Annotated in this window: 22 protein-coding genes and 2 pseudogenes; 14 read left to right on the top strand and 10 right to left on the bottom strand. The window is 69.7% G+C overall.

Annotated elements, in window-relative coordinates; all coding sequences use genetic code 11:
• Nucleotides 1-8 precede the first annotated feature (8 nt).
• Nucleotides 9-1,691 carry a sensor histidine kinase gene (locus ACZ4YL_RS34730; protein ID WP_468121847.1) on the bottom strand — a complete coding sequence of 561 codons (1,683 nt, stop codon included), beginning with the start codon at nt 1,689-1,691 and terminating at the stop codon, nt 9-11.
• 170 nt (nt 1,692-1,861) lie between these two features.
• Here ACZ4YL_RS34730 and ACZ4YL_RS34725 point away from each other — a divergent pair.
• From ACZ4YL_RS34725 to ACZ4YL_RS34710, 4 genes and pseudogenes are all read left to right on the top strand, one after another.
• Nucleotides 1,862-2,218: pseudogene (locus ACZ4YL_RS34725) on the top strand (polyphosphate kinase 2 family protein); the annotation flags it as partial.
• Between the two features lie 561 nt (nt 2,219-2,779).
• Nucleotides 2,780-3,400 carry a PEP/pyruvate-binding domain-containing protein gene (locus ACZ4YL_RS34720; protein WP_468121846.1) on the top strand — a complete coding sequence of 207 codons (621 nt, stop codon included), beginning with the start codon at nt 2,780-2,782 and terminating at the stop codon, nt 3,398-3,400.
• A 65-nt stretch (nt 3,401-3,465) separates the two neighbouring features.
• Complete coding sequence (locus tag ACZ4YL_RS34715; protein WP_468121845.1) at nt 3,466-4,089, top strand: hypothetical protein; 624 nt, start codon at nt 3,466-3,468, stop codon at nt 4,087-4,089.
• A 43-nt stretch (nt 4,090-4,132) separates the two neighbouring features.
• Nucleotides 4,133-4,921 (top strand): transposase, encoded by a 789-nt coding sequence (locus ACZ4YL_RS34710; protein WP_468121843.1) that lies wholly within the window; start codon nt 4,133-4,135, stop codon nt 4,919-4,921.
• 690 nt (nt 4,922-5,611) lie between these two features.
• Here the strand turns inward: ACZ4YL_RS34710 and ACZ4YL_RS34705 are convergent.
• Nucleotides 5,612-5,719: pseudogene (locus ACZ4YL_RS34705) on the bottom strand (transcriptional regulator); the annotation flags it as partial.
• Nucleotides 5,720-5,811: 92 nt separating this feature from the next.
• On the opposite strand from ACZ4YL_RS34705, the gene ACZ4YL_RS34700 reads away from it, so the two are divergent.
• Complete coding sequence (locus tag ACZ4YL_RS34700; protein ID WP_468121841.1) at nt 5,812-6,249, top strand: NUDIX hydrolase; 438 nt, start codon at nt 5,812-5,814, stop codon at nt 6,247-6,249.
• A gap of 532 nt (nt 6,250-6,781) precedes the next feature.
• On the opposite strand, the gene ACZ4YL_RS34695 is transcribed toward ACZ4YL_RS34700, so the two are convergent.
• Nucleotides 6,782-7,060: a hypothetical protein gene (locus ACZ4YL_RS34695; RefSeq protein WP_468121840.1), complete on the bottom strand. Its 279-nt coding sequence runs from the start codon at nt 7,058-7,060 to the stop codon at nt 6,782-6,784.
• 185 nt (nt 7,061-7,245) lie between these two features.
• Between ACZ4YL_RS34695 and ACZ4YL_RS34690 the strand changes: the two genes are divergently transcribed.
• The 3 genes from ACZ4YL_RS34690 to ACZ4YL_RS34680 all read left to right on the top strand — a co-directional run bounded on the left by ACZ4YL_RS34690 (nt 7,246) and on the right by ACZ4YL_RS34680 (nt 9,248).
• On the top strand, nt 7,246-7,635 hold the full coding sequence (locus ACZ4YL_RS34690; protein WP_468121838.1) for a hypothetical protein: 390 nt from the start codon (nt 7,246-7,248) through the stop codon (nt 7,633-7,635).
• Between the two features lie 32 nt (nt 7,636-7,667).
• A complete protein-coding gene (locus tag ACZ4YL_RS34685; protein ID WP_468121836.1) occupies nt 7,668-8,444 on the top strand; it encodes a hypothetical protein in 777 nt (258 codons plus the stop codon).
• Nucleotides 8,445-8,816: 372 nt separating this feature from the next.
• On the top strand, nt 8,817-9,248 hold the full coding sequence (locus ACZ4YL_RS34680) for a hypothetical protein (protein ID WP_468121835.1): 432 nt from the start codon (nt 8,817-8,819) through the stop codon (nt 9,246-9,248).
• 168 nt (nt 9,249-9,416) lie between these two features.
• Here the strand turns inward: ACZ4YL_RS34680 and ACZ4YL_RS34675 are convergent, their stop codons facing one another.
• The 3 genes from ACZ4YL_RS34675 to ACZ4YL_RS34665 form a co-directional block, all read right to left on the bottom strand.
• A complete protein-coding gene (locus ACZ4YL_RS34675; RefSeq protein WP_468121833.1) occupies nt 9,417-11,399 on the bottom strand; it encodes an APC family permease in 1,983 nt (660 codons plus the stop codon).
• Nucleotides 11,400-11,848: 449 nt separating this feature from the next.
• On the bottom strand, nt 11,849-13,219 hold the full coding sequence (locus tag ACZ4YL_RS34670; RefSeq protein WP_468121832.1) for an MFS transporter: 1,371 nt from the start codon (nt 13,217-13,219) through the stop codon (nt 11,849-11,851).
• Nucleotides 13,220-13,328: 109 nt separating this feature from the next.
• On the bottom strand, nt 13,329-13,679 hold the full coding sequence (locus ACZ4YL_RS34665) for an ArsR/SmtB family transcription factor (protein ID WP_385013045.1): 351 nt from the start codon (nt 13,677-13,679) through the stop codon (nt 13,329-13,331).
• Nucleotides 13,680-13,804: 125 nt separating this feature from the next.
• Between ACZ4YL_RS34665 and ACZ4YL_RS34660 the strand changes: the two genes are divergently transcribed.
• The 3 genes from ACZ4YL_RS34660 to ACZ4YL_RS34650 all read left to right on the top strand — a co-directional run bounded on the left by ACZ4YL_RS34660 (nt 13,805) and on the right by ACZ4YL_RS34650 (nt 16,722).
• Nucleotides 13,805-14,194, top strand: coding sequence for a hypothetical protein (locus tag ACZ4YL_RS34660; protein ID WP_468121830.1), 390 nt, complete (start codon nt 13,805-13,807; stop codon nt 14,192-14,194).
• A gap of 123 nt (nt 14,195-14,317) precedes the next feature.
• On the top strand, nt 14,318-15,430 hold the full coding sequence (locus ACZ4YL_RS34655) for a PLP-dependent cysteine synthase family protein (RefSeq protein WP_468121828.1): 1,113 nt from the start codon (nt 14,318-14,320) through the stop codon (nt 15,428-15,430).
• Nucleotides 15,427-16,722 carry an MDR family MFS transporter gene (locus ACZ4YL_RS34650; protein ID WP_468121826.1) on the top strand — a complete coding sequence of 432 codons (1,296 nt, stop codon included), beginning with the start codon at nt 15,427-15,429 and terminating at the stop codon, nt 16,720-16,722. Before ACZ4YL_RS34655 ends, ACZ4YL_RS34650 begins: the two co-directional genes overlap by 4 nt.
• A 61-nt stretch (nt 16,723-16,783) precedes the next feature.
• On the opposite strand, the gene ACZ4YL_RS34645 is transcribed toward ACZ4YL_RS34650, so the two are convergent.
• From ACZ4YL_RS34645 to ACZ4YL_RS34635, 3 genes are all read right to left on the bottom strand, one after another.
• The gene (locus ACZ4YL_RS34645; protein ID WP_468121824.1) at nt 16,784-17,626 is read right to left on the bottom strand and encodes a metallophosphoesterase; all 843 of its coding nucleotides are present in this window, start codon (nt 17,624-17,626) and stop codon (nt 16,784-16,786) included.
• A 261-nt stretch (nt 17,627-17,887) separates the two neighbouring features.
• Complete coding sequence (locus ACZ4YL_RS34640) at nt 17,888-18,217, bottom strand: hypothetical protein (RefSeq protein WP_468121823.1); 330 nt, start codon at nt 18,215-18,217, stop codon at nt 17,888-17,890.
• A gap of 682 nt (nt 18,218-18,899) precedes the next feature.
• A complete protein-coding gene (locus tag ACZ4YL_RS34635) occupies nt 18,900-19,514 on the bottom strand; it encodes a TetR/AcrR family transcriptional regulator (protein WP_468121821.1) in 615 nt (204 codons plus the stop codon).
• 480 nt (nt 19,515-19,994) lie between these two features.
• Here ACZ4YL_RS34635 and ACZ4YL_RS34630 point away from each other — a divergent pair, with 480 nt between their 5' ends.
• Together ACZ4YL_RS34630 and ACZ4YL_RS34625 are read left to right on the top strand one after the other, a co-directional pair.
• Nucleotides 19,995-21,470: an aldehyde dehydrogenase family protein gene (locus ACZ4YL_RS34630; protein ID WP_468121820.1), complete on the top strand. Its 1,476-nt coding sequence runs from the start codon at nt 19,995-19,997 to the stop codon at nt 21,468-21,470.
• A gap of 46 nt (nt 21,471-21,516) precedes the next feature.
• Complete coding sequence (locus ACZ4YL_RS34625; RefSeq protein WP_468121818.1) at nt 21,517-21,762, top strand: DUF1272 domain-containing protein; 246 nt, start codon at nt 21,517-21,519, stop codon at nt 21,760-21,762.
• Between the two features lie 24 nt (nt 21,763-21,786).
• Here the strand turns inward: ACZ4YL_RS34625 and ACZ4YL_RS34620 are convergent, their stop codons facing one another.
• Complete coding sequence (locus ACZ4YL_RS34620; RefSeq protein ID WP_468121816.1) at nt 21,787-22,173, bottom strand: PucR family transcriptional regulator; 387 nt, start codon at nt 22,171-22,173, stop codon at nt 21,787-21,789.
• Nucleotides 22,174-22,235: 62 nt separating this feature from the next.
• On the opposite strand from ACZ4YL_RS34620, the gene ACZ4YL_RS34615 reads away from it, so the two are divergent.
• Entirely contained in the window at nt 22,236-22,427 is a 192-nt protein-coding gene (locus tag ACZ4YL_RS34615; protein ID WP_468121814.1) for a hypothetical protein, read from the top strand.
• Nucleotides 22,428-22,464: the final 37 nt, after the last annotated feature.

Genomic DNA, 22,464 nt, shown 5'->3' with positions numbered 1-22,464 from the left:
CCATGGCGTCAGCTCCCGGTGGGCAGCGGCGCCCGCCAGACGAGCCTGCTGCCTCCCTCGTCGGGCCTGTCGACGGTGAACGTCCCGCCCAGGGCCTCGGCCCGTTCGGCGAGGTTGCGCAGGCCGCTCCTGCAACCCTGCGCCGGAATGCCCCTGCCGTTGTCCGAGACGGTCAGCGTGATCTCCCCCGGTCCGGCCTTGAGGATCACGCCGACTCGGGTCGACTGCGCGTGGCGGGCCGCGTTGCTCAGGAGCTCGCCGAGCACCGCCATGACGTGGTCGGCGATCTGCGGCGGCACGTCCGTATCGAGCAGGCCCTCCATGCTCAGGCGCGGCGGATGTCCGAGGGCGGTGGCCGCGTCGCCGACGGCGCGGGCGGCGCGAGCCCGCAGGCCGGGGCCGCTCTCGCGGTCCTTCGTGCGGAGCCCGAAGATCGTCGACCGGATGATCTTGATGGTCTCGTCCAGGTCGTCGACCGCACGGCCGACCCGCTCCGCAGCCCCCTCGTGTTCGACGAGGCGAGCGGCACTCTGCAGGGTCATGCCGGTGGCGAAGAGCCGCTGGATGGCGAGATCGTGCAGGTCCCGGGCGATCCGGTCACGCTCCTCCAGCAGGGCGATCTGCTCGGCGTCCCGTCGCCGCTCGGCCAGCTCCAGGGCCAGCGCCGCCTGACCGGCGAAGGCGACGAGCGGCTCCAGTTCTCCTTCGCCGAACGCCGGCTCTCCCATCGGGCGCGCGAGCAGCAGGACACCCCTGCTCGCTCCGGCAGTGGTGCCCAGCGGGACCGCCACGGCAGGCCCCAGTCCGTCCTGTACCTGGACATCGGCGGGATACCGGTCATCGTCGGAGCCGTGCGGGGACGTGACGGACTGGCCGGTCCGGTGCGCGGCTCCCGCGAGCGTTCCCGCGAACGGGACGACGAGGCCCTGCCGGGCTCCGCTGTCCGCGCCGACCGCGAACTCGACGACCAGGCCCTCGGCTCCGGCCACCGGCATGGAGATGTCCGCGAGCCGCGCCGCGGTGATCTCCTGCGCACGGCGGGCGATGAGCTCCAGCACCGCCGGGCGCGAACTGCCGGACAGCAGGCTCTCGGTGATCTCCGCATTCGCCCTGAGCCACCGCTGCTGGCGCTGCGAGCTCTCGTACAGTCGCGCGTTGTCGATCGCCACACCAGCCGCCACGGAGAGGGTGGAGATGACCGTCTCGTCCTCGGTGTCGAAGTCGATCCCGCCCCGCTTGTCGGTGAGGTAGAGGTTGCCGAACACCTCGTCGCGGACCCGGATCGGCACGCCCAGGAACGTGCGCATGGGCGGGTGGTGAGCCGGAAAGCCGTAGGAGGAGGACTGCGCGCCGAGGTCCGTGAGGCGCAGGGGCTCCGGGTGATGGATGACCTCCCCGAGCAGACCGTGGCCGGCCGGCAGGGGGCCGATCTCCGCGATCTCCTTTTCGGTGAGCCCCACGGTCAGGAACTGCGAGAGGGTGCGGCCGTCGGGGCCAATGACGCCCAGCGCGCCGTACTCGGCGTCGACCAGCAGGGCGGCTGCCTCCACGATCCGCCGGAGCACCTGGGCGAGATCCAGCTCCCGTCCGACCGACACGACGGCCTCCAACAAGCTGTGCACCCGGTCGCGGGTGCCGCGCACCGCGTCGATGCGCACCTGGAGCTCGTCCAGCAGCTCGTCCAGCCGCATCCGCGGAACGTGACTCAACGGATCCCCCACACTGCCGCTTCTCCTCCGTCTGCCTGCCCCGTCCGGGAGTCAGCGTATCGACACGCTCCGGCCCAGAGGGACATCGTTGCGCGCCGATGCCAGCCGTGACTGACTTGATCGCAGCACCGGATGACGAGGAGGGAACGATCATGGGTCTCAAGAAGGCGGTCTACGAGAGCGAGCTGCTAAGGCTCCAGACGGAGCTGGCCAAGCTCCAGGAATGGACGCGAAGGGAAGGCGCCCGCCTCGTTGTCGTCTTCGAAGGCCGTGACGCGGCGGGCAAGGGAGGCACGATCAAGCGCGTCGCCGAACACCTCAACCCCCGCGTCGCGCGCATCGCGGCCCTGCCCACTCCGACGGAGCGGGAGCGCACGCAGTGGTACTTCCAGCGGTACGTCGAGCACCTGCCCGCCGCCGGCGAGATCGTGCTGTTCGACCGCAGCTGGTACAACCGCGCCGGGGTGGAGCACGTGATGGGCTTCTGCACGCCCGCGGAGCACTACCGCTCGTCCTGCCGCCCCGGCCCCCCTCGACCGGATACCAGCGTCCGCCCAAGGAGCTTCAGACCGCCGTACCCGACCATGCGGCCACTCTTGGGAACGACTGAATTGCCGCGGGTGCCCGGTGTGCGCTGCCGAAGGCGCTGTCAGTGAGGAGCCCGATGTCCGTGCGTGAAAGGTCCTCCCTGCTGTCTCCTGGCCTCCGGGGTACAGCTGGTCCTGGTTCGGTCGGGACGCCCTGTCCGGTGTCACCGTCGCCGTGTATCTGGTGCCGCAGGTCATGGCGTACGAGGGGTGGCCGGGCTCCCGCCCGTCGCACGGGCTCACCGGAGCACGCCCGGCAGGCACGGACTTCCTGCCGAGGCTTGTACTCGTTCGTCTTGGACCTCGGGTACATCCACTGGCCGACCGTCTGTCTGGCTCGGTCTGTCCTCGCCGTGCTCTTCGCCCTGTCGGCCCGGAGGGCCGGATGTCCCCAGGAGGGGCCGTCCGGCCCCTCTGGAACGCGGTGTCCGTCCGCCAGCGTGGGAGCAGAGCACGATTCCGCCGAGGAGGCTGGTGGCAGTCATGGGTTCCTATGTGTACGACTTCGCGGAGGGTGGCCGCGACATGGCCGATCTGCTCGGCGGCAAGGGTGCCAACCTCGCGGAGATGGCACGCATGGGACTGCCGGTTCCGCCCGGCTTCACCATCACCACCGAGGCATGCCGCTTCTTCCTGGACACCGCTGAGCCCCCGGAGGATCTGGACCACCAGATCGGGGAACACCTGGCAGCGCTGGAGAGTACCTCCGGCAAGAGGCTGGGGCAGGTGGACGACCCGCTGCTGCTCTCTGTGCGCTCGGGGTCGAGGTTCTCCGTGCCGGGCATGATGGAGAGCATCCTGGACATCGGTCTGAACGACCTGTCGGTCCTCGGACTGGGCAAGACCCCCGAGCGGGAGCGCTTTGCCTGGGATTCCTACCGACGTCTCGTGCAAATGTTCGGGAGTACGGTCATGGGGGTCGCCGGAACCGTGTTCGAAGACATGCTCCGGCGCGTCAAAGAGCAGCCGGGTGTCGTGGACGACTCCCGGCTGGACACCTGCGACCTCATCAGGGTCGTCGAGTCGTTCAAGGACCTTATCTTCGACCGGACCGGCCGCGAATTCCCGCAGGATCCGCGCGAACAACTAAGACCTGTCCCGTAACTGGGCGGCGCCCCCTTGCCGATCCCGGATCGGACCGTGTCAGTGGCTGGTGACAGGATCGAGGGGTGCTGATCAAGGGATATGACACCGACGCGTTGGTGGCGGGCGAGTCACTGCTTGCCCGCCCGGGCTTCTGGTCGAACTACCTTCTGGCGATGTGCAGCGACGGGGGGTGTGCCGAGCGGCCGGTTCCTGAGTGGTTCGGCGACGACGGCGCCGATGCCGATGCCCTGTCCGAGGTCCTCTTCGATCCCGAACGCTGGCCAGTGTTTCGGGTGCCGGCCGAAACCGGCCCTGGAGCCGTGGTGATCTACCGCAACCTGGACGGCGACTACGGCACCGACTATCTCCTCACCCATCCTGGCTGGAGCTACGTCCAGCAGATCGCGAGTTGGGACGGAGATTTCAGGGGTACTGGGCTGACGTGGCGCGAACTGGTCCGCATCGCTGACAGCCCCTCCTCCGGTGCCGAAGGTGTCCAGGACACGGCAGCCCGCCTCCTGCTGGTTCTTCCGTTGCTTACCGACCCGGATGTGCCAGAAGAGGCGTCGGCCAGGCTCACCTCCGCCCTGGCGGTGGTCGGCGCGCCACAAGAAACTGCCTCCAACACGGCGGAGCACTTGCTGGCCCACCTCACGAGAAGATCCCTGCACGATCCCACGTGGGAGTCTCCGCTCAGCGGAAGCTGAGAGGCGAGTCGAGATGCTGGTCACCGCATGAAATGATCTTGGTATGGCCTGTGTGACTACGGCATCGGAGTCTGCCTGGATAGCCCCGTTCACAGGGCTGAGCCCGCGCCAGTTCGGCAAGCTGATGACCGTTTTGCGGCGCGAGGGTGCGGATGCGGTCCGCAGGGGCCGGCCGTGGAGCCTGCCTCTGGAGGACCGTGCTCTGCTGGTGGCCGCGTACTGGCGCACGAACTTGACGATGCGGCAGCTCGCTCCGCTGTTCGGGGTCTCGAAGTCGGCGGCGGACCGCATCATCGACCACCTTGGGCCGATGCTCGCGCTCCAGCCTCGCAAGCGGTTCGCCAAGGGCGCCGTGCTCATCGTGGACGGCACGCTGGTTCCCACCCGCGACCACTCCGTGGCGGAGCAGTCGAAGAACTACCGGTACTCCACGGCCCACCAGGTCGTCATCGACGCGGACACCCGTCTCGTCGTCGTGGTCGGCCGGCCTCTGCCGGGCAACCGGCACGACTCCCGCGGCTGGGAGGAGTCCGGTGCCAAGGCCGCCGTCGGCAACACCACCACGATCGCCGACGGCGGCTACCAGGGCACCGGACTGGTCATCCCGCACCGAAAGGCGAAAGGGCAGGCCGAACTCCCGGACTGGAAGGAGGAACACAACCGGTCCCACAAGCAGGTCCGAGCACGCGTCGAGCACGTCTTTGCCCGTATGAAGACCTGGAAGATCCTCCGCGACTGCCGTCTCAAAGGCGACGGCGCCACGAGGAACTGCTGGCCTGCCGTGCTGAGGAACGCGTCACTCTCCTCGTCGAGCCGGGCCACCCGAAGGTGAGGGCCCTGTACCAGAGTTGGGGGTACCAGCACATCGGCGACCAGCAGCCATTCCCTGACGCGCCTATCTACGCCACCATGCTCCGCACCCTCCGGTAGGGGGTGCTGCGAGCCCCAACACCGACGCCGTCGAGAACATGGATGTTATGTGGGTTCCCCACCTGCACCGGGCTGCTGGCAGCCGGTCCAGCACGGACTGAGACCGGACCTGTCCCCGACCGTGGTGACCCGGCCGCAACGTGTCGCCGCGACCTCCGCGGAGTCGATCTGATGTTCCAGTCCAACGTGTGTACCTGCCCCACACAGCTCTTCGTGCGCGCACACACGGTCACCCTCGGCCTCCTGGGCGCGGTACGGATACAGTGCGGCGCCGTCGACGCGGCCTGTGGTACCCGCTCCCGGGCCCTGAATGGCATGCAAGGAGTGCAGTCCGGTCTGGCCCTGGCCGCCGTGGTCCTGATGCGCCGCTCCCTGTTTACCCCTGCCGTGGCCGCGGCGGCACCGCGTTGGTGCATCTGCAGGTGGCGCGGGCGGCCAGCTTGGTGTCGGTGGCGCTGCTGGCGCGACCCGACTTGGCGACGAAGCGTAGGGGGCTTGCGTCTCGAAGGTGAGCTTCCCCTCATCCCCGACTGGTAAATGCCCAGCACCTGTTCGGCATGATCGAGCAGCAGCGCCTCGATCCGCACCGCGGTCACGCCGTCTTCGCGGCGCCGGCCAGCAGCGTGCCCATGGCGGCCAGCACGGACGGCTCGACCCGGTAGTAGACCCACGTACCCCGGCGCTGAGGACCTCGAAGGCCCCTCCGCGTCGTTCATCACTGGCCAATCCGTCCACGTCGACGGCGGCTGGCTGCTGCACTGAGACCGTCAGCAAGCAAGGAGACAGACCGACATGATCGAACGAGTCCGCGCCGTCCTCGTCACCGCCGACGACACGATGCTGGTCATCCGCCGAACCAAGCCCAACGTCCCCGAGTACTGGGTACTGCCCGGCGGCGGCGTGGATGCCAGCGACGAGTCACGGGAGGCCGCACTCCACCGGGAGATCCACGAGGAAATCGCGGGGAAAGCAGACATCGTCCGGCTCCTCCACACGATGGAGTCCGACGACGAACGTCAGCTCTTCTACCTCGCCCGCATCACCACCTGGTCCTTCGAGGACCGCACCGGGCCCGAGTTCAGTGCCGAGGGCCGCGGCGAATACGCGCTGGAGGAGATCCCGCTGACCGCGGAGGGGCTCGACGGCATCGACCTCAAGCCCGAGGAGATCGCCCACGTCCTCCGGGGCGCCATCGATGCCGGCACCCTTCGGGAAGGGGCTGCGAAGTAGCCATCCGGCTTTGTGGACTTGCCGTCGGGACCGGCTCAGAAGTGCATCGGCCCTGACGGCGCCTACGGTGTGCTGCGGCTGCTGGTTGATGTGAGCTGCTCGGGTTGGGACGGTCGCAGTTTGTTGGTGGACTGGCGAGCAGCACGCAGCTCTGGCTGGCCGGCACCCAGCACCTCCTTCACGCCGAGGCACGCACCACCGAAGCCGTGGAAACTCGGTCAGTGCAGCCGTCAGCTCGCGCTGCACCCCGGTGTGGGAACACCTGCCCCGGTCGGGCCTTCGTGAGGTGATCATTGCCGGGGTGTACGTGGACGCCGAAAGCACGCGCATCGGGGCCGAGCTTGCCGACCCTCAGCCCAAGGTGATCCTCGACCAGCTGCTGCTGCGCGGTGCAGTCTCGCCCTCGCGACCAAAACGGGGCGTACGTACTCGAACGCGTCCGATTCGCGGGCTGGGCACCTACCCGATCGGGCTGCCGGTCAGAGTCTGAGGCGGGGCTGGCCCCTTCGAAGCGGGCGACGACCCGTTGGCGTCACGGTTCCGGCGTGCTTGTCGTGCCCGGTGTCGGAGCGGGCGCAGGCTGGCTCGAATGCGGCGGCAGGGAGTAGTTGAACGGTGGCGGGCTCCATGGCGCGGGATCGGGCGGTGGCCTGAAGGGGCCGGTGCGGTTGGCCATGAGGATCAACGCCGTTCCGGCGAGGAGCAGGCTGATGACGATCAGCGTGAGCCCGAGGGGATTGCGAGGGTTGTAGTAGTAGCGGTTCGTGCCCCACTTGCTTCGTTTGAATACTGGCTCGTCGTCATCGTTCACGGACCAGATCCTATGGAGAGCGCTTGAGTGTTCCCGGGTGACAAGCTCTTGCCCCGTCAACCCATACGTCTCCTTGACGCAACACCCCTTGGTCCGTGCGTAGTTGCCGTGTTTGGATCAAGAGAGGTCGAGGGGGAGATATGTCGGGGGACTTCGAACGGGAGTGGCGCGGACGATCCGCGGGCTTGGCCGAGCGGCCTGCGGACATGAGGTTGAACGGGGCACCGGCTGGGCTTTTGGCCCCCGGAGCGTCGGGGGGTTTCGCGTCCACGCCGGCAGAGAAGACGGCGGCGGCGAACACGATCGAGACCGAGCTGCAGCCGAACACGAAGGCGGCGACGGAGCAGGCGGACGAGTCGACGAACACCGCGGTCAAGGGCTTCGAAGGCTGGGATACCGCCCCGGGCCTGAAGAAGGTCGCCGACACGTGGGACAAGCAGGTCGCGGTTCTGATGGGGAGGCTGGGGTCCGAGAAGAGCGCCCTGCGGGGCGCCTCCGGCCTCTTCGTGCGCAATGACATCGGCCTGGGTGACCAGTTTCGGCCGATCGGTCAGTCGAAACTCAACGGGCTGTAGGGGGTAAGCGGGTGCTGACGTACTACGAAGTGATGACCACCGACCTGAGCCTGCTGACGACGGCGGCCGGCAAGTGGGATTCCATGGCCACTGAGTTGAAGACCGGGCACCTGCATGTTCAGGGCACCCGCGAGCGCGGCGACTTCGCCTTCACCGGCGGTCGCTGGCCCGATCCCTCAACGGTGTCGTTCTTCCCGGGCGGGGGCGCGGCCCCGGGCCGCGCCTGGGTACAGCTCCCGGCGGCCTGCACCGACCGTCAGGCGGGCGTGGCCGAGGCGTACGCAGAGGTGGGCGCTGACGCGACCAAGCTGGTTCGGTTCCTCACCGACATCGCGAACCGGATCAGTGGCAGGGCCGGCTGTGCGCAGAGTGAGCCGCTGAGCGCGCCCGACCGGATCGCGCCCGCCGCGCCGCAACGCCCGGCCACGGCAGGCAGTGTGTGCGGCTGGTCCGGCTTCACACTCCCGGCCGTCCTGCGGGAGACCGTCCAGGACGCCGGCTCCACCTGGAGCTGTGGAACTGCCGCAGGGGAGGGCGCGGAGCAGGCCTACGCAACCTTCTCGGCGACCCAGGCCCCCGCTGTCGTCGCGGGGATCCGAAAGTCCGAGGGATTCACGGAACAGGGATTCGACGCCACCCACACCATCACCGAATGTTCCGGCAAGCCCACGTACTTCGCCATGGAGCCCGGCCCCCGCTACACCGAATCCCTGGGCGCCGGCGCGCCCGCTCCGCGGGACCTGTTCACCGCCTTCACCAAAGCGGCCGAGGCCAGATTCGGCTGCGACAAGCCCGTCGAGGCCCGTTGAGAAGTCGGTAAGGCCCCGTCGTGGCTGCCGGGGCCTTATCGGCCAGGAGCCCGACATCCGTGCGCCCCACATGACCTCACCAGATGACGCCGACCGGACCGACCGGATGGAGACCGTCCACCCATGTTCACGAAGATCGGCCTCGCCCGCTCCATTGCGCTCTCAGCCATGTTCACCGCATCTGTGGCTGGATGCGGCGACGGAGCCGGGAGGGCGCCAGACGCAGACGCGGTGTCGCTCATCAAGGCTGCGAACACCCGGATGCTGAATGAGTCCTTCCATTCGTCGGGGAATACCACGGCCTTCGCCGGTGCGAAGCAGGAGATGTGGTCGGACGCTGCTCAAGGGCTCCATGTAGAGGTCACGGGGGGTATGTCGGGCGACATCTACTGCAAGGACGGAACCTCGTACACCAGCGCCGATCTGTTCGCCGGTGCCCTGAGGCAGCGCGGCCAGCAGGTCACCGTCCCGGCAGAGCTCAGGTCCTCTTATGTGACGACGAAGGCGGAGCAGGGCTGCGACATGTACTACAAGATCGCGGAGACGGGGCGCCGAACCCAGGGCAAGGACCGGGCCGTCGACGGCAGGCAGGCACAAGCGGTGGAGGTCACCGCAGGAAAGTCCGAAGACGTCTACCTCATCGACAAGGACCAGCAACGGCTGCTCCTGCTGGAATCGCAGCGCGACGGCCGCACCAGCACCACCACGTACGACAGCTTCGGAGAGAAGTTCACCATCACTCTTCCTGTCGCCGAGAAGATCCTCACCATGGACGCTTTCCGCTCCCAGGTCACCAAGTACTGACCGTGCGCCTCGGACCGGGCCCGAGACCGCAAGCGACTTCCACCGCCCGTCCAACAGCAGCCTCCCAGCCCCACGTTGGACCCCTCGTCGGCGACAGGCTCATGCGTCTGCCGCCATCTGCCATCGCCGGTCTCGGACGAGATCGACGATGGACTGGTCAAGGCGGCGTCAGCCTCCGACGTGGATGCCGGGGCGGCGTGCGGGGTCGGGTTCGTGTTTGCGGATGATCTCGCGGGTCACGGGGGCGGTGTCGCCGCGGCCGAGGAGGAAGTAGCGGAACATGTGGGTCAGGGGGCTGCCTTCCGCCCAGGCGAAGTAGCAGTGCGGCTGGACGCCCGTGGTGTCGCGCAGGGTGAGGAGGATCGCGGCGATGGCGTTCGGGGCGGCGGGGGCTTCGGCGCGCAGGATCCGGTACCCGTCGACCTCGACGCCGTGGACCGTGAGGGTTTCGCTGAAGTCCGAGGGGTCGACGACGTCGATCTCCACGAACATCACGTCCGCCGGTCCGGGTACCGGGTTGTTGCCGCGCTGTTCGCGTTCCTTGTCGGCGTACTCGGCGCCGTCGCCCGCCTGGCGGCGGTTGGCGATGATGTTGATGGCGTTGTCGTAGGCGAGGGTGTCGGTGATGAACTGCCTGGCCGCCGGGTCGAAGACGATGCGGTCGGCGCGCAGTTCGGTGGTCCGCGACACCCGGGAGATCAGGGAGATGGCGATGATTCCGGCGATGAAGAGGCCGGAGATGGTGATGCCGTCGGGCTTGTCGACGATGTTGGCCACCAGGGCGTAGAGCAGCACCGCGGTGAGCAGGGTGAAGCCCGCGGTGGTCGCGCGCTGGCGGCGGCGCAGGGCCGAGACGGTGACGGCGAAGGCGCCGGAGACCATCATGGCGAGGATGCCGGTGGCGTAGGCGCCGGCCTGGGCGTTGACATCGGCGTCGAAGGCGAAGGTGATGGCGACGCAGACAACCGTGTAGACCAGTACGACCGGGCGTACGGCGCGGCCCCATTCGGGGGCCATGCCGTAGTCGGGCAGGTAGCGCGGGACGATGTTGACCAGCCCCGCCATCGCGGAGGCGCCCGCGAACCACAGGATCAGGATGGTGCTGATGTCGTAGACGGTGCCGAAGGCTTCTCCGACGTGCTCGTGGGCCAGGTAGGCCAAGGCGCGGCCATTGGCCGCCCCGCCGGCCTCGAATTCCCTGTGCGGGATGAGGACCGTGGTGACGAAGCTGGCTGCGAGCAGGTAGACGCTCATGACGGCCGCGGCGGTGGTCAGCAGCTTCCGGGAGTTGCGGATGCGGGACTCCATACGCTGCTCGGCGTCCTCGCCGTCGGCGGCGATGAGCGGCATCATGCTCACCCCGGTCTCGAATCCCGACAGGCCCAGGACCAGCAGCGGGAAGGCCAGTAGGGCGGGTCCGGCCAGCTCGCCGAGTCCGCCTCCGCCGTCCATGAGCGCGTCGGTCCACGCAGACCAGGCGCCTGGTGAGGTGACGACCTCGACCACGCCGACGGCGATGGTCACCGCGTTGAGCAGCAGGAAGACGGCGACCAGGGGGATCGCGACGCTGACCGCTTCACTGAACCCGAGCAGGAACACCCCGCCGAGCAGCAGCAGGAGCGCCACCGTGATGGCGACCTCGTGGCCGTGCAGGGCCTGCGGGAAGAACGGGTTCTCCACCACGTGCACGGAGGCGTCCGCCGCGGACAGGGTGATGGTGATGATCCACGAGGTGGCGACGAACCCGAGCAGCACCAGGACGAACAGCTTGCCCCGCCAGAACGGCAGCAGGTCCTCCAGCATCGCCACCGACCCGGCTCCGTGCGGGCTCTCACGGGCCACCCGCCGGTACATCGGCAGCATCCCCAGCAGGGTCAGGGCCACGATCAGCAGGGTGGCGAGCGGTGAGACCGCACCTGCCGCGAGAGCGGCGATTGCCGGGACGTAGGCGAGGCTGGAGAAGTAGTCCACTCCGGTCAGGCACATCACCTTCCACCAGGCGTGCGGCTCGCCGTGTCCCTCGCCGGCCGCAGGTCCGACCGGCTGCACGCGGTGGCGGAGCAGCCACTGCGCCAGACCGCCGGTCGGTGCTGCCTCCCGGGCAGGGCTCTCCACCACTTCCGGAACGGCCAGATCGTTCACGTCTGTCATATCCCCCATCAACCCTTCCAACTCGCCCGGTCCACCCGCTCGATGGCCCGGCAACGCTGACCGAGTATGGGGTGTGCCGATGCGGCCGCCTCAGTCGGGGCTCCGCCGTGCAGGGCGACGAGGCCTGGCCGGGCCCGAAGGGCCCCCGGCCAGGCTGAACGTGGTGCTGCTGACTGCCCGCCGAATGCGAGGCGTTGAGTGTCGGACGGCGTTTTCGGAGCGGCGGCGCCTGAGGAACCACCAGGCACCGGCGATCACCACGATGACGAGGACTCCGATGCCGATCGGCAGCGCGGGCACGCCGTCCACCGGTTCCGTGCCGGTACGGCATGCGGTGCGGGGGGCGGCTGTCCGTGGCATGGCGGCACCGTCATGCGGCATGACCGGTCTGCTGCGTGGCCCGGATCGAGATCTCTCGCGGTATGGGCAGGGGTGGTGGGAAAACGCCGTCAGTGCGATCCGGACGACGCGTGCTCGGCGCGATCGGGCCAGCGGTGGTGGTGCTGGTCGATGACGTAGTGGTGGCCGTGCTGCCAGCCGCCCGAGGCCGGGTGGGCGTCGGTGAGGTGGGGGTGGCCCGGAGGCAGGTCCGGGTGGACGTGTTCCAGCTCGGACGGGTCGCGGGCCGGCCAGATGAAGACCGCGGCAGCCGCGGAGGCGAGGGCCATGACGCCGAGGACCACGGCCGTGATGGGGAGCCCGGCGCCGGCGGCGAGCCAGCCGGCCAGCGGGTAGGTGAGCAGCCAGCAGCTGTGGGCGAGCGAGAACTGGGCGGCGAAGGCGGCGGGCAGGTCCGCGTCGGCCGTGGAGCGGCGGATCACCCGGCCTCCGGGGGTCAGTACGGCGGAGCACGCGGCCCCGATCGCGGCCCAGGCGGCCAGGATCGCGAACCAGGACCAGGAGCCCGGCGCCGACGCGGTGAGGCCGGCGACGGCGGCGAGGATCACTGGCAGGGCGAACGCGGCCGGGAGCATGACGGCTCGGTCGGTGAAGCGTCGCAACAGGCGCGGCAGCAGCAGCGCGGTGATCATCGAGCCGGCGCCGTACGCGCCGAGGGCGAGGGACACGGCGCTGGCGGTGCGCTCGAAGTGGTCCCGGACCATGACGACCGTGTTGACGAAGACGATGGCTCCGGCGGAGGCGACCGCGAGGTCAAGGGCGAGCAGGGCCCGCAGGCGGGGCGTCGCCCGGAACAGCCGGATGCCGAACGCGGCCTTCGCGTACACGCCGCCGGTGCGCTCGATCGGGGAGGGCTTCGGCAGCACCGTGGCGACGACGAGCACCGCCGAGGCGACGAAGCCGAAGGAGGTCCCGATGAACAGCCAGGTGTACGAGACCAGGGTCAGCAGGGCAGCGGCCAGGGCCGGACTGAACAGGCTCTCCAGGTCGTACGCGAGCCGGGACATCGACAGGGCCTGGGTGTAGTCCCGCTCCGCGGGAAGGACCTCCGGGATCGTGGCCTGGAAGGTCGGGGTGAAGGCCGCCGAAGCTGCCTGCAGCAGGAAGATCAGGACGTAGATCTGCCCTACCTCGGTGACGAACGGCAGTGCCACGGCGACGCCGGCGCGGGTGAGGTCCATCGCCACCATCAAGGTTCGCCGGGGTATCCGGTCGGCGATCGCGCCGACCACCGGGGCAATGGCGACGTAGGCGATCATCTTGATCGCCAAAGCGGTGCCCAAGACCGCGGAGGCGTTGTCGCCTGCGATGTCGTACGCGAGGAGGCTCAGCGCGACGGTCGCCAGCCCCGTACCGACCAGGGCGACGACCTGGGCCGTGAGCAACCGGCGGTAGGTGCGGTTCCGCAGTACGTAGAGCATCGAGCCCATCCCGGTCGGCGGCGTGGGGAGACCGCACCAGCATAACCAAGATGTGCATACGTGTGCACATGTCGATGGTGGAGCCGGCGGGCGGCGGCCGGGGGAGCGGTCAGTCGTGGGGCGGGAGGGAGCCGAGCTGGTGGTCGGCGACGTTGAGGGCCTCGTCCACCAGTCGCCGCAGGTGGCCGTGCCGCAGGGCGTAGACGACCCTGCGGCCGTCTTTGCGGGTGGTGACCAGCCCGGCCAGGCGGAGCTTGGCGAGATGCTGGCTGACGGAGGGGCGGGCGGCGCCGCACGCTTCGGTGAGGGTCGTGACGTCGGCCTCGCCCCGGCCGAGCTCGTCCAGCAGCGCGAGACGGGTGGCATCCGCGAGCAGCGCCAGAACCGATACAGCTGCGGCCAGCCGTTCCGTCTGCTCCTGCGAAGGGTGTGCATCTGCCACGTGCGTGCTTGCGCTCATGCGCACATATTAGGCGGCCGAGGCGCGCAAGCCGCTGATCGAATGAGAGGTGCTTGTCTGCCCGGCCTCTGGCGGTTCGCCAGGTCGCTGGGCATCTGGGCATCCACTACCTTGACCCTGTGTGCATGGTGAGTCGCAGAGGGTTGATGGCGCTGGTGATGGCGCTGCTCACGGTTGCCTTCTGTACGGCGGCCGGGTCCCCTGCGCACGTTCACTCCGTGCCGCATGCCGAGGTCTCCGCCTTCGCCGAGGCCGAGCTGCCTGCGTCCGCTGCGCTGTCCCATCCAGACGCCCCGGCCATCCCGCATCAGCCGGGCGATCACTGCTCACATGAACAGTCCGAGCCGTACTGGACCGGGGCCGACAACCTGTTGCCGACCGGACGGGCGACTCTTGCCGAGGCCGATCCGGCGCAGACCCGTGACCTTTCCGGACCTCATTTCGACATGGGCGGCAGACCACCAGGCCCTGCCTGTACCAACACCCAGTCCTGCCTCTGCCTCTGGCGCATCTAGAAAGCCGCCGAACGGACCGCCCGACGCGCGCGGTCCCTCACCCCTGCCTGCCCTTATGCCGAGGACACGGGTGAGTCGCCGCTGCCCGGCACCCGGCGCATTCACGCACCAGAGAGCAGACTCATGCACGACTCCTTCACCACCGTTTCGACGCCCGGCGTCAGCCACTCCCTTCAGGCCGCCGTCGGCAACACCCCCGTCGTCCGCGTCTCCGACCCGCTCACCCCGCCAGAACGAGGCTTCTGGGCCAAGCTCGAAGGCTTCAACCCCGGGGGCATCAAGGACCGCCCCGCGCTCCACATGGCGGAGCGGGCCCGTGCCCGGGGCGAACTGCGGCCCGGCGCCGAGATCATCGAGTCCACGAGCGGCACGCTCGGACTGGGGCTCGCCCTCGCGGGACAGGTTTACGGACATCCCGTCACCGTCGTCACCGACCCGGGACTCGAACCCGACATGCAACGCCTGCTGTGCGCCCAGGGCGCCCAGGTGGACATGGTGGAAACCGCGCACCCCAGCGGCGGCTGGCAGGAGGCCCGGCGCCTGCGGGTGCGTGAACTCCTGGCCGAACGCCCCGGATCGTGGTGCCCCGACCAGTACGCCAACCCCGACAACGTCGGGGCCTACGCGCCGCTCGCCCGCGAGCTCGTCGCCCAGCTCGGCCGGATCGACGTCCTGGTGGTCAGCGTCGGCACCGGAGGGCACTCCGCCGGCATCAGCCGGGTCCTGCGCGTGCACTCGCCCCGCCTCAAGGTCATCGGGGTGGACTCCACCGGCTCCACGATCTTCGGCCAGCCCGCGCGGCAGCGGCTGATGCGCGGCCTCGGCAGCAGCATCCACCCCCGCAACGTCGCGTACGGCCAGTTCAGCGAAATCCACTGGGTCGCGCCCGGCGAAGCCGTCTGGGCGTGCCGCAGGCTCACGCGCTCCCACTACGTTTCCGGCGGCTGGAGCGTCGGGGCGGTCGCGCTCGTGGCGGCCTGGGCCGCCCGTACCCACTCCGCGGACGCCCGGATCGCGGCCGTCTTCCCGGACGGCCCCCACCGCTACCTCTCCACCGTCTACAACGACGACTACTGCCGTCGGCACGGCCTCCTGGGCGTCGAACCGGCCGACGACCCCCTGGACATCGCCCACCCCACCGAACTCGAAGCCGTCACCTGGACCCGCTGCCGACGCGTCCTCGACCCGCAGGCCGCGGACCCGCAGGCCGGGCCCGGAGCGGAGGCCCGTCGATGAGCGCGGCCGTCCTCAGGCAGGTCCGCAGCCACGACCGCAGCGTCCAGCTGCTGCTGCTCAACCAGTTCACGATCAACCTGGGCTTCTACATGCTGATGCCGTACCTGGCGCAGCACCTGTCCGGGGACCTGGCCCTGTCCGCGTGGGTGATCGGCCTGATCCTCGGCGTACGCAACTTCAGCCAGCAGGGCATGTTCCTCCTCGGCGGCACCCTCGCCGACCGCTTCGGCTACAAGCCGCTCATCGTCGTCGGCTGCACCCTCCGTACGATCGGCTTCGCCGCACTCGCCCTCGTCGACTCGATGCCCGGACTGCTGGCCGCATCTGCGGCCACAGGCTTCGCGGGAGCACTGTTCAACCCGGCCGTGCGCGCCTATCTGGCCCGCGACTCGGGCGAGCGGCGAGTCGAGGCGTTCGCCCTGTTCAACGTCTTCTACCAGGCAGGGATCCTGGCCGGGCCGCTCATCGGGCTCGTCCTCACCCAGGTCGACTTCTCCCTGACCTGTCTCGTCTCGGCAGGTGTCTTCGCAGTCCTGACCGTCGTGCAACTGCGCTCCCTGCCGCAGGCGCGCGGCATCGACGCCGACCCGCGCGAGAGCGTCCTGCGCCAGTGGCGCACCGTCGTCGCCAACCGGCCGTTCCTGTCCTTCGCCGCCGCCATGACCGGCTCGTACGTCCTGTCCTTCCAGGTCTACCTGGCCCTGCCGCTCGCCCTCCGCGAGTCCGCCCCGCCCGGCATCGCCGCCACGGCCGCCACCAGTGCACTCTTCGCGGTCTCCGGTCTGGCCACGATCTCCGGCCAGACCCGCATCACGGCGTGGTGCAAGGAGCGGTGGTCCTCCCGCCGCTCCATCACGGCCGGACTGCTCCTGATGGGAGCCGCGTTCCTGCCCATGCTCGTCCCTGTACCGGAATCCGGCATCGGCCGCCTCCTCGGAGGCACCCTGCCCGTGGTGCTCAGCGGCCTGCTCCTCGCCGTGGCGACGATGACCGTCTATCCCTTCGAGATGGACACCATCGTCACCCTCGCCGGCAACCGGCTCGTGGCCACCCATTACGGCCTCTACAACACGATCTGCGGCATCGGCATCACCACCGGAAACCTCCTCACCGGGGCCGCCCTCGACGCCGCCCGCCGCGCCGGACTCCCGGCCCTGCCCTGGCTCTTCCTCACCGTGCTCGGACTGGCCTGCGCCCTGTCCGTACGGCGCCTGGGGTGCGGCACCGAGCTGCCCGCAGCGGACGGCGCCGACGCCCGGCGCGAGCAGCAAGGTGCGCCGAGCCCGGGGTGAGACCCGTCGGAGGTAGGCGGTCGGTACCGTCCCACACGGTTCCGGCCACCGGCTTCTTCCGTCAGCGGCGGGCGCGCGGGAAGCTCACGTTCTGGAGCGTGAACTGGTTCTTCACGTCGGTCAGGTTCTTGTTGAGGTACGGCGAGTAGGTCTGGACGCTGACCGTCTTCGCCGTCGGGTTGAATTCGAGGATCCGGAAGTAGCTGTTCGGGCCGAGCGTGGTGGGGTTCTGGTAGTCGGCCTGGATCTGGTGGACGGTGTTGCCGTTCACCCCTTTCTCCACGATCACCCCCTGGTTGACGTAGTGGCCGGAGAACACCATCGTGACGTTGGGGTGCCGGCTGACCATCTTGGTCCAGAGCTTCTGGCCGACGGAGTCCTTCGTCGTGCCGTTCTGGTAAGCGTGAGTCACGATCATGACCTGGCGGTCCGGGTGCTCGGCGATGACCTTGTTGCCCCAGGCGATCTCGTCGTCCGTGGGGGCGTACTTCAGCGCGAGGATCAGCCAGTTCGTGCCTCCGGCCGAGAACATGTGGAAGCTGTTGTCGTTCTGCCCGGCCGGGTAGGTGCCGCCGAACGACGGCAGGTTCGAGAAGCCGCTCCGCGGGAAGTTGCGGTTGAACGCCGCCGCGTCGCGTACCATGGCGGGGTTCTGGCCCTTGGGCATCGCGTCCATGTCGTGATTGCCCACGCCGAGGATGTACGGGGTCGTGCCGTTCAACTGGCCCATCGCGCCGGTCGCGTTGGTCCACTGGTAGGGCTGGTCGGAGTCGTCGACGATGTCGCCCTCGTGGATCGCGTACTTGATGTTCCGGGCGATCGAGTTGTCCTTGATCCACTTCCCTTGGGCGTTGAAGGCCTGCGGGAAACTCTCCGCCGAGTACTGGGTATCGGGGAGGACCACGATGCTGAAGTTCTCCAACGCCTGTGCTCGCGGCGCGGACCGGTCGACTGCTGTTGCGGGGAGCGCTACGAGGCTGACCGATAAGGCAGCCGCGACAACGCCGAGTACCCGTGCCCTGAAACGCGTCATCACCATCTCCGTAGACGTCGAACGGGCGGTCGTCTCACGGTGGCAAGTACGTCCGGCGGCTCGGTGTCGAAAGGGAAGTCGGGGATGAACGGCTCACGGCGAGTCGGGGGAGCGGCGCCCGATGGACATCCGTCAGTGAGAGCGCCCGGAGTCGCGCCGGGCGGCGGTGTCCAGGAAGTGGTCGGCGTCCTCGGGCCCTGCGAGACGGCCGAGTCCGAGCCAGGAGCCGTCGGCGAACTGCAGTTGGAAGGTCGCGAAGCCGCGCGGCTGTCCGGCCTCGGCCTCGATGTGCGCTTCGTGCGCGGAGAACTCCGACGTCAGCTGGAAGTCGGCAGCCTTGGCCGGGGACAGCCGCCGGCCGGGGGATGCGGCCACGCAGGTGCGGTCGTGGGTGAGCAGCAACAGGCGCTTCGGGTCGGGGGAGAGTCCGTACCAGCCCAGCAGGAGCTTCCCCGCAGTCAAGCCCCAGTCACCATCGAAGATTTCAGCGCCCCGTCGGTCGCTCGTCGCGGCGGACGTTCCTTGCCGGCGGCGTGAGGTCCGTTCGCGCGCGTTCCCTGACCCGGGACCCGGGTCGATCCTCTTGCCCAACTGGTCGAGCAGGAACATGGGGATGAAGACGAAGGCCGACGTCGAGCAGGACCATGTGCAGGGGTCGGGCGATCGCAGCAGTCGCCGGTCGCGTGCCCGCCGCGCGTGCAGGGGAAGAAGACCCCCGTACACCGAAAGCGACGAGCCGCCGAGCGCATCCGCCCGCAGGGAATGGTCGATCTGCGAGGGCGCGGGGATTCCGACGTCACCCTGTCCTACCCGCACAACGCGGACGTCATCGTGGCCGGGCTTCCCGGGAGTGGGAAGAGCACCCTGCTGAATGCCTGGGAATCCGCCGCCACCGTGGTCGACCCGCGCGCCACCCGCACCGCCTGTCAGGCGTTGATGCCCGCGCCGCCACCTCCCCTGGCAGTGGCACCCGCAGCATCTTGGTGACGACTTCGTGGACCCGCCGGCAGGCGGTGAATGGCGACTGCTGATCCGGCGATGAGCCCGTTGTCGATGGTGTGGGCAGTCGCCAAAAGTGCCGCGATGAACCCGTGCGGCCACCGGGAAGCCAGCCGCAAGGCGGCGGTTCGGGCTGGTGGCCCCGTCACGCAAGCGGGTCGTCGGAGGCATCTCCCGCTGCGGCAACGCCGTTCATCAGCAGGGTGACGGCCTGCTGGGCGAAGCCCTCGGTGACACCTCGGCGGCGTACGAGGATCCGGAGCCACAGGGCTCCGGCGAGTGCGTCGACGAGGAGGGCCGGATCGAAGTTCGCGGGGAGTTCGCCGCGGGCCACGGCGCGTACGAAGATCGGCTGGTGCCTGCCGAGACGGTCATCGAGGAAGGACGAGACGAGGTCGCGCATAGCAGGATGCCGTACGGCACCGACGAGGGCGGACTCGACGACCGCGCGCTTGTGCTCGTCCGCGAGCAGGTCCTGGACCCGGGCGCCGAGGGCGGCGAGGTCACCGGCCAGGCTGCCGGTGTCGGGCAGATCGAAGGCGAGCAGGCCCGAGTTGAGCAGGGCGTCGCGCAGCAGCTCGGACTTGGACGGCCACCAACGGTAGATGGTCGTCTTGTTCACGTTCGCCCGCTGGGCGACACCTTCGATCGTCAGCAGGTCATAACCGTGCTCGGCCAGTAGATCGAGGCAGGCCGCGAAGATCTCGCCGCGGCGGCGGGGACCGCCGCCCTTGCCTGGTGTCCGTGTGTCGTCCGTCATCGTGGCCCACCGTATCAAGCAAAACGCAACGGTGCGTTGCAGTCTCAGGTGCTCAACACCTAATATCGCAACGCATCGTTGCGTTGCATTGAAGGCTCCTGCCACCCCCCGTCACTGGAAGATCACTCATGTCACACGCCCTCCCCGGGCGACTCGCCCTGGGCGTCCTCCTCCATGGTCCCGTCGGTCACCGGGCCGGCCGGCGGCCGCAGCGGTCGACGAGGTCCGGCGCCGGCGGGACCCGGCCCACGCGGTCGACGCCTCGCAACTCGCGCCGCCGCAGGGGCATCCTGTGCTGTTCCGGGCAGTCTCCTCCGAGGCGGGGCGCGCCTTCGCCGCCCGCTACGCGGAGGTCGCTTTCACGGACCAGCGCGAGCTGGCCTCCGCGTGTCGTCCCGGCGGGCTGTGCGGGGCTCTCGCCCCCCCGGCAGGAGCCGTGGTTCTGCGGCTTCCCTTATTCCTGAAAGGCAGAGCACCCCTATGACGGCAATCGACGCGGGCACGCCCCCGCGGTTCGCCTCGCTCAACCCCGTCACCGGCGAGGAGATCGGCTCCTTCCCCGTCGACGACGAGCACACCGTGCAGGACAAGGTGGCCCGGGCCCGGCGGGCCTCCGAGGCGTGGGACCGCCTCGGCCACTCCGGGCGGCGACCGCTCCTGCTCGCCTGGCGTCGCGTGATGGCCCGCCGCCTGCCGGAGATCATCACGCTGATGGAGCGTGAGAACGGCAAGGTGAAGGCCGACGCCCTGGTCGAGATGGCGGCGGCCCTGGCCCATCTGGACTGGGCCGCGCGCCACTCCCGCAAGGTCCTCGGCCGGCGCCGGGTCCCCTCAGGGCTGCTCATGGCCAACCAGTACTCGACGGTCGAGTACCGGCCGTTCGGAGTGATCGGCGTGATCGGCCCCTGGAACTACCCGGTGCACACCCCGCTCGGCTCCATCGCCTACGCGCTCGCCGCGGGAAACGCCGTGGTGTTCAAGCCCAGCGAGTACACGCCGGCCATCGGTACCTGGCTGGTGGACGCGTTCGCGGAGGCGGTGCCCTCCCATGAGGTCCTCCAACTGGCCACGGGCGACGGGAGCACGGGAGCGGCCCTGTCCACGGCCGGGGTCGACAAGATCGCCTTCACCGGCTCCGCCCGGACCGGCGCGCGCGTCCTGGCCGCCTGCGCACCGTCCCTGACCCCCGTCCTGCTCGAACTGGGGGGCAAGGACGCGCTCGTGGTCGCGGCGGACGCCGACGTGGACGCGGCGGTGGAGTCGGCGCTGTGGGGCGCGTGCAGCAACGCGGGGCAGTCCTGCGCAGGCATCGAACGGGTCTACGTCGCCGCCCCGATCTACGAGCGCTTCCTCGACCGCTGCACCGAACGCGCCCTGGAGCTGCGGGCCGGCGCGGACTTCGGTCCCGTCACCATGCCGGGACAGCTGGACGTGATCCGGCGGCACATCGACGACGCCCTCGCCCGCGGGGGCCGGGCGGTGGTCGGCGGTCCGGAGTCGGTCCAGCCGCCGCATGTCCTCGGGCCGGTCGTCCTCGCCGATGTGCCGGAGGACTCCGCGGCCGTACGGGAGGAGACGTTCGGCCCGGTGCTCGTGGTGAACCGGGTGGCGGACGCGGACGAGGGCGTCGCGCGCGCCAACGACTCCGCCTACGGCCTGGGCGGCGCCGTCTTCGCCCGCCGCGACGCACGACGCCTGGCGGAGCGGATGCGGACCGGGATGGTGAGCGTCAACGACGTGCTGTCGTTCCCCGCCGTGCCGGCGCTGCCCTTCGGCGGACGGGGCGCCTCGGGCTTCGGGCGGATCCACGGCCCGGACGGCCTGCGGGAGTTCACCGTGCCGAAGGCGGTGACCCGCAAGCTGTTCGACGCGCCGATCGCGGTGTCGACGTACGCGCGCGGCGCGAAGGACATACAACGCCTCCAGCGCCTGATCACGTTTCTCAACTCCCGCTGATCCACAGGTGGCTTCCGGACTCCCGCCGACCGAAGAGGAGAAGGACATGTTGCGGATGCGTCCGCGCTGCATGGGCTGCACGCAGGAACTGGCCGGGGGCGACCCGGCGTTCATCTGCAGCTACGAGTGCACCTGGTGCCCGCCCTGTGCCCAGGGCTTCGCCGAGGTGTGCCCCAACTGCAAGGGTGAGCTGGTGGCCCGGCCGCGTCGTACGAACGGGGCGGCCGCGATCGTCTCCCGCCTCCCCGACCGCATGCGGCGCTTCGCGCGCAGGGCGACCGGACGGGTGTGAGAGCCGGGCGTGCGGCCGTGAGGCTCAGGCGAGCTCCACGGCCGCACGCGAGGTGATGAGCCCCGTGTAGGTCCGGCAGTCGAGGCCGGTCAGCTCCTGCCAGCGGTCCAGGCGGTACCTGAGGGTGTTGGCGTGCACGCTCAGGACCCGGGCGGCCGCCGCCACCGAGAAGCCGTGATCGGCGAACTCTCCCACGGCATCGGCCAGATGGGGGTGGGACCGGGCCGTGTCGAGGGCGCCGTCGAGCAGCGGTATGTGTCCCACGCCGACGTCGGCGATGAGTGCGAAGGGCCAGATGTCCGCGTAGCGGTGCATCCCCGGGCGGCCGCCGCCCGCGCGCAGCGCACGGCGGGCGTCGCCGATGCTCCGACGCGCCCCGGCGGGTCCGGAGCGGACCAGACCGACACCCACCGGTCCGCCCCCGTCCTCCAGGAGAGCGGCCTCGGCCTGGGCGGCCGGCTGGCAGTCCTGTCATGGCCCCGCCGACGGCGGTCGACGCCCTGTGCGACCGCCTCGCGGACTGCGCGGTCGAACGCGTCCACCACACCCCGGCCGGCCCGTCCCTCCGCGGCCACACGCGCTGGGCACGCGACGCGAAGGGCATGGCACAGCACCTCACCAACTGGCTGCGCCAGGCGTCCGCGCACTCCGATTCGGGGCTCTAGCCGGGCGGGCGCGGACCTCGGCAGTGGTCCGCGCCCG

The sequence above is a fragment of the Streptomyces sp. NPDC030021 genome (assembly GCF_055574035.1).
This window is presented reverse-complemented; position numbering and strand designations above follow the sequence as displayed.

Excerpts from the sequence above, each read along its gene's own strand:
- ACZ4YL_RS34710 (WP_468121843.1), top strand. The coding sequence starts at position 4,133 with ATGGCCTGTGTGACTACGGCATCGGAGTCTGCCTGGATAGCCCCGTTC.
- ACZ4YL_RS34675 (WP_468121833.1), bottom strand. The coding sequence starts at position 11,399 with ATGACAGACGTGAACGATCTGGCCGTTCCGGAAGTGGTGGAGAGCCCT.
- ACZ4YL_RS34655 (WP_468121828.1), top strand. The coding sequence starts at position 14,318 with ATGCACGACTCCTTCACCACCGTTTCGACGCCCGGCGTCAGCCACTCC.
- ACZ4YL_RS34665 (WP_385013045.1), bottom strand. The coding sequence starts at position 13,679 with ATGAGCGCAAGCACGCACGTGGCAGATGCACACCCTTCGCAGGAGCAG.
- ACZ4YL_RS34615 (WP_468121814.1), top strand. The coding sequence starts at position 22,236 with ATGGCCCCGCCGACGGCGGTCGACGCCCTGTGCGACCGCCTCGCGGAC.
- ACZ4YL_RS34650 (WP_468121826.1), top strand. The coding sequence starts at position 15,427 with ATGAGCGCGGCCGTCCTCAGGCAGGTCCGCAGCCACGACCGCAGCGTC.
- ACZ4YL_RS34660 (WP_468121830.1), top strand. The coding sequence starts at position 13,805 with ATGGTGAGTCGCAGAGGGTTGATGGCGCTGGTGATGGCGCTGCTCACG.
- ACZ4YL_RS34700 (WP_468121841.1), top strand. The coding sequence starts at position 5,812 with ATGATCGAACGAGTCCGCGCCGTCCTCGTCACCGCCGACGACACGATG.
- ACZ4YL_RS34670 (WP_468121832.1), bottom strand. The coding sequence starts at position 13,219 with ATGCTCTACGTACTGCGGAACCGCACCTACCGCCGGTTGCTCACGGCC.
- ACZ4YL_RS34730 (WP_468121847.1), bottom strand. The coding sequence starts at position 1,691 with ATGCGGCTGGACGAGCTGCTGGACGAGCTCCAGGTGCGCATCGACGCG.
- ACZ4YL_RS34635 (WP_468121821.1), bottom strand. The coding sequence starts at position 19,514 with ATGACGGACGACACACGGACACCAGGCAAGGGCGGCGGTCCCCGCCGC.
- ACZ4YL_RS34680 (WP_468121835.1), top strand. The coding sequence starts at position 8,817 with ATGTCGGGCGACATCTACTGCAAGGACGGAACCTCGTACACCAGCGCC.
- ACZ4YL_RS34625 (WP_468121818.1), top strand. The coding sequence starts at position 21,517 with ATGTTGCGGATGCGTCCGCGCTGCATGGGCTGCACGCAGGAACTGGCC.
- ACZ4YL_RS34630 (WP_468121820.1), top strand. The coding sequence starts at position 19,995 with ATGACGGCAATCGACGCGGGCACGCCCCCGCGGTTCGCCTCGCTCAAC.
- ACZ4YL_RS34720 (WP_468121846.1), top strand. The coding sequence starts at position 2,780 with ATGGGTTCCTATGTGTACGACTTCGCGGAGGGTGGCCGCGACATGGCC.
- ACZ4YL_RS34685 (WP_468121836.1), top strand. The coding sequence starts at position 7,668 with ATGACCACCGACCTGAGCCTGCTGACGACGGCGGCCGGCAAGTGGGAT.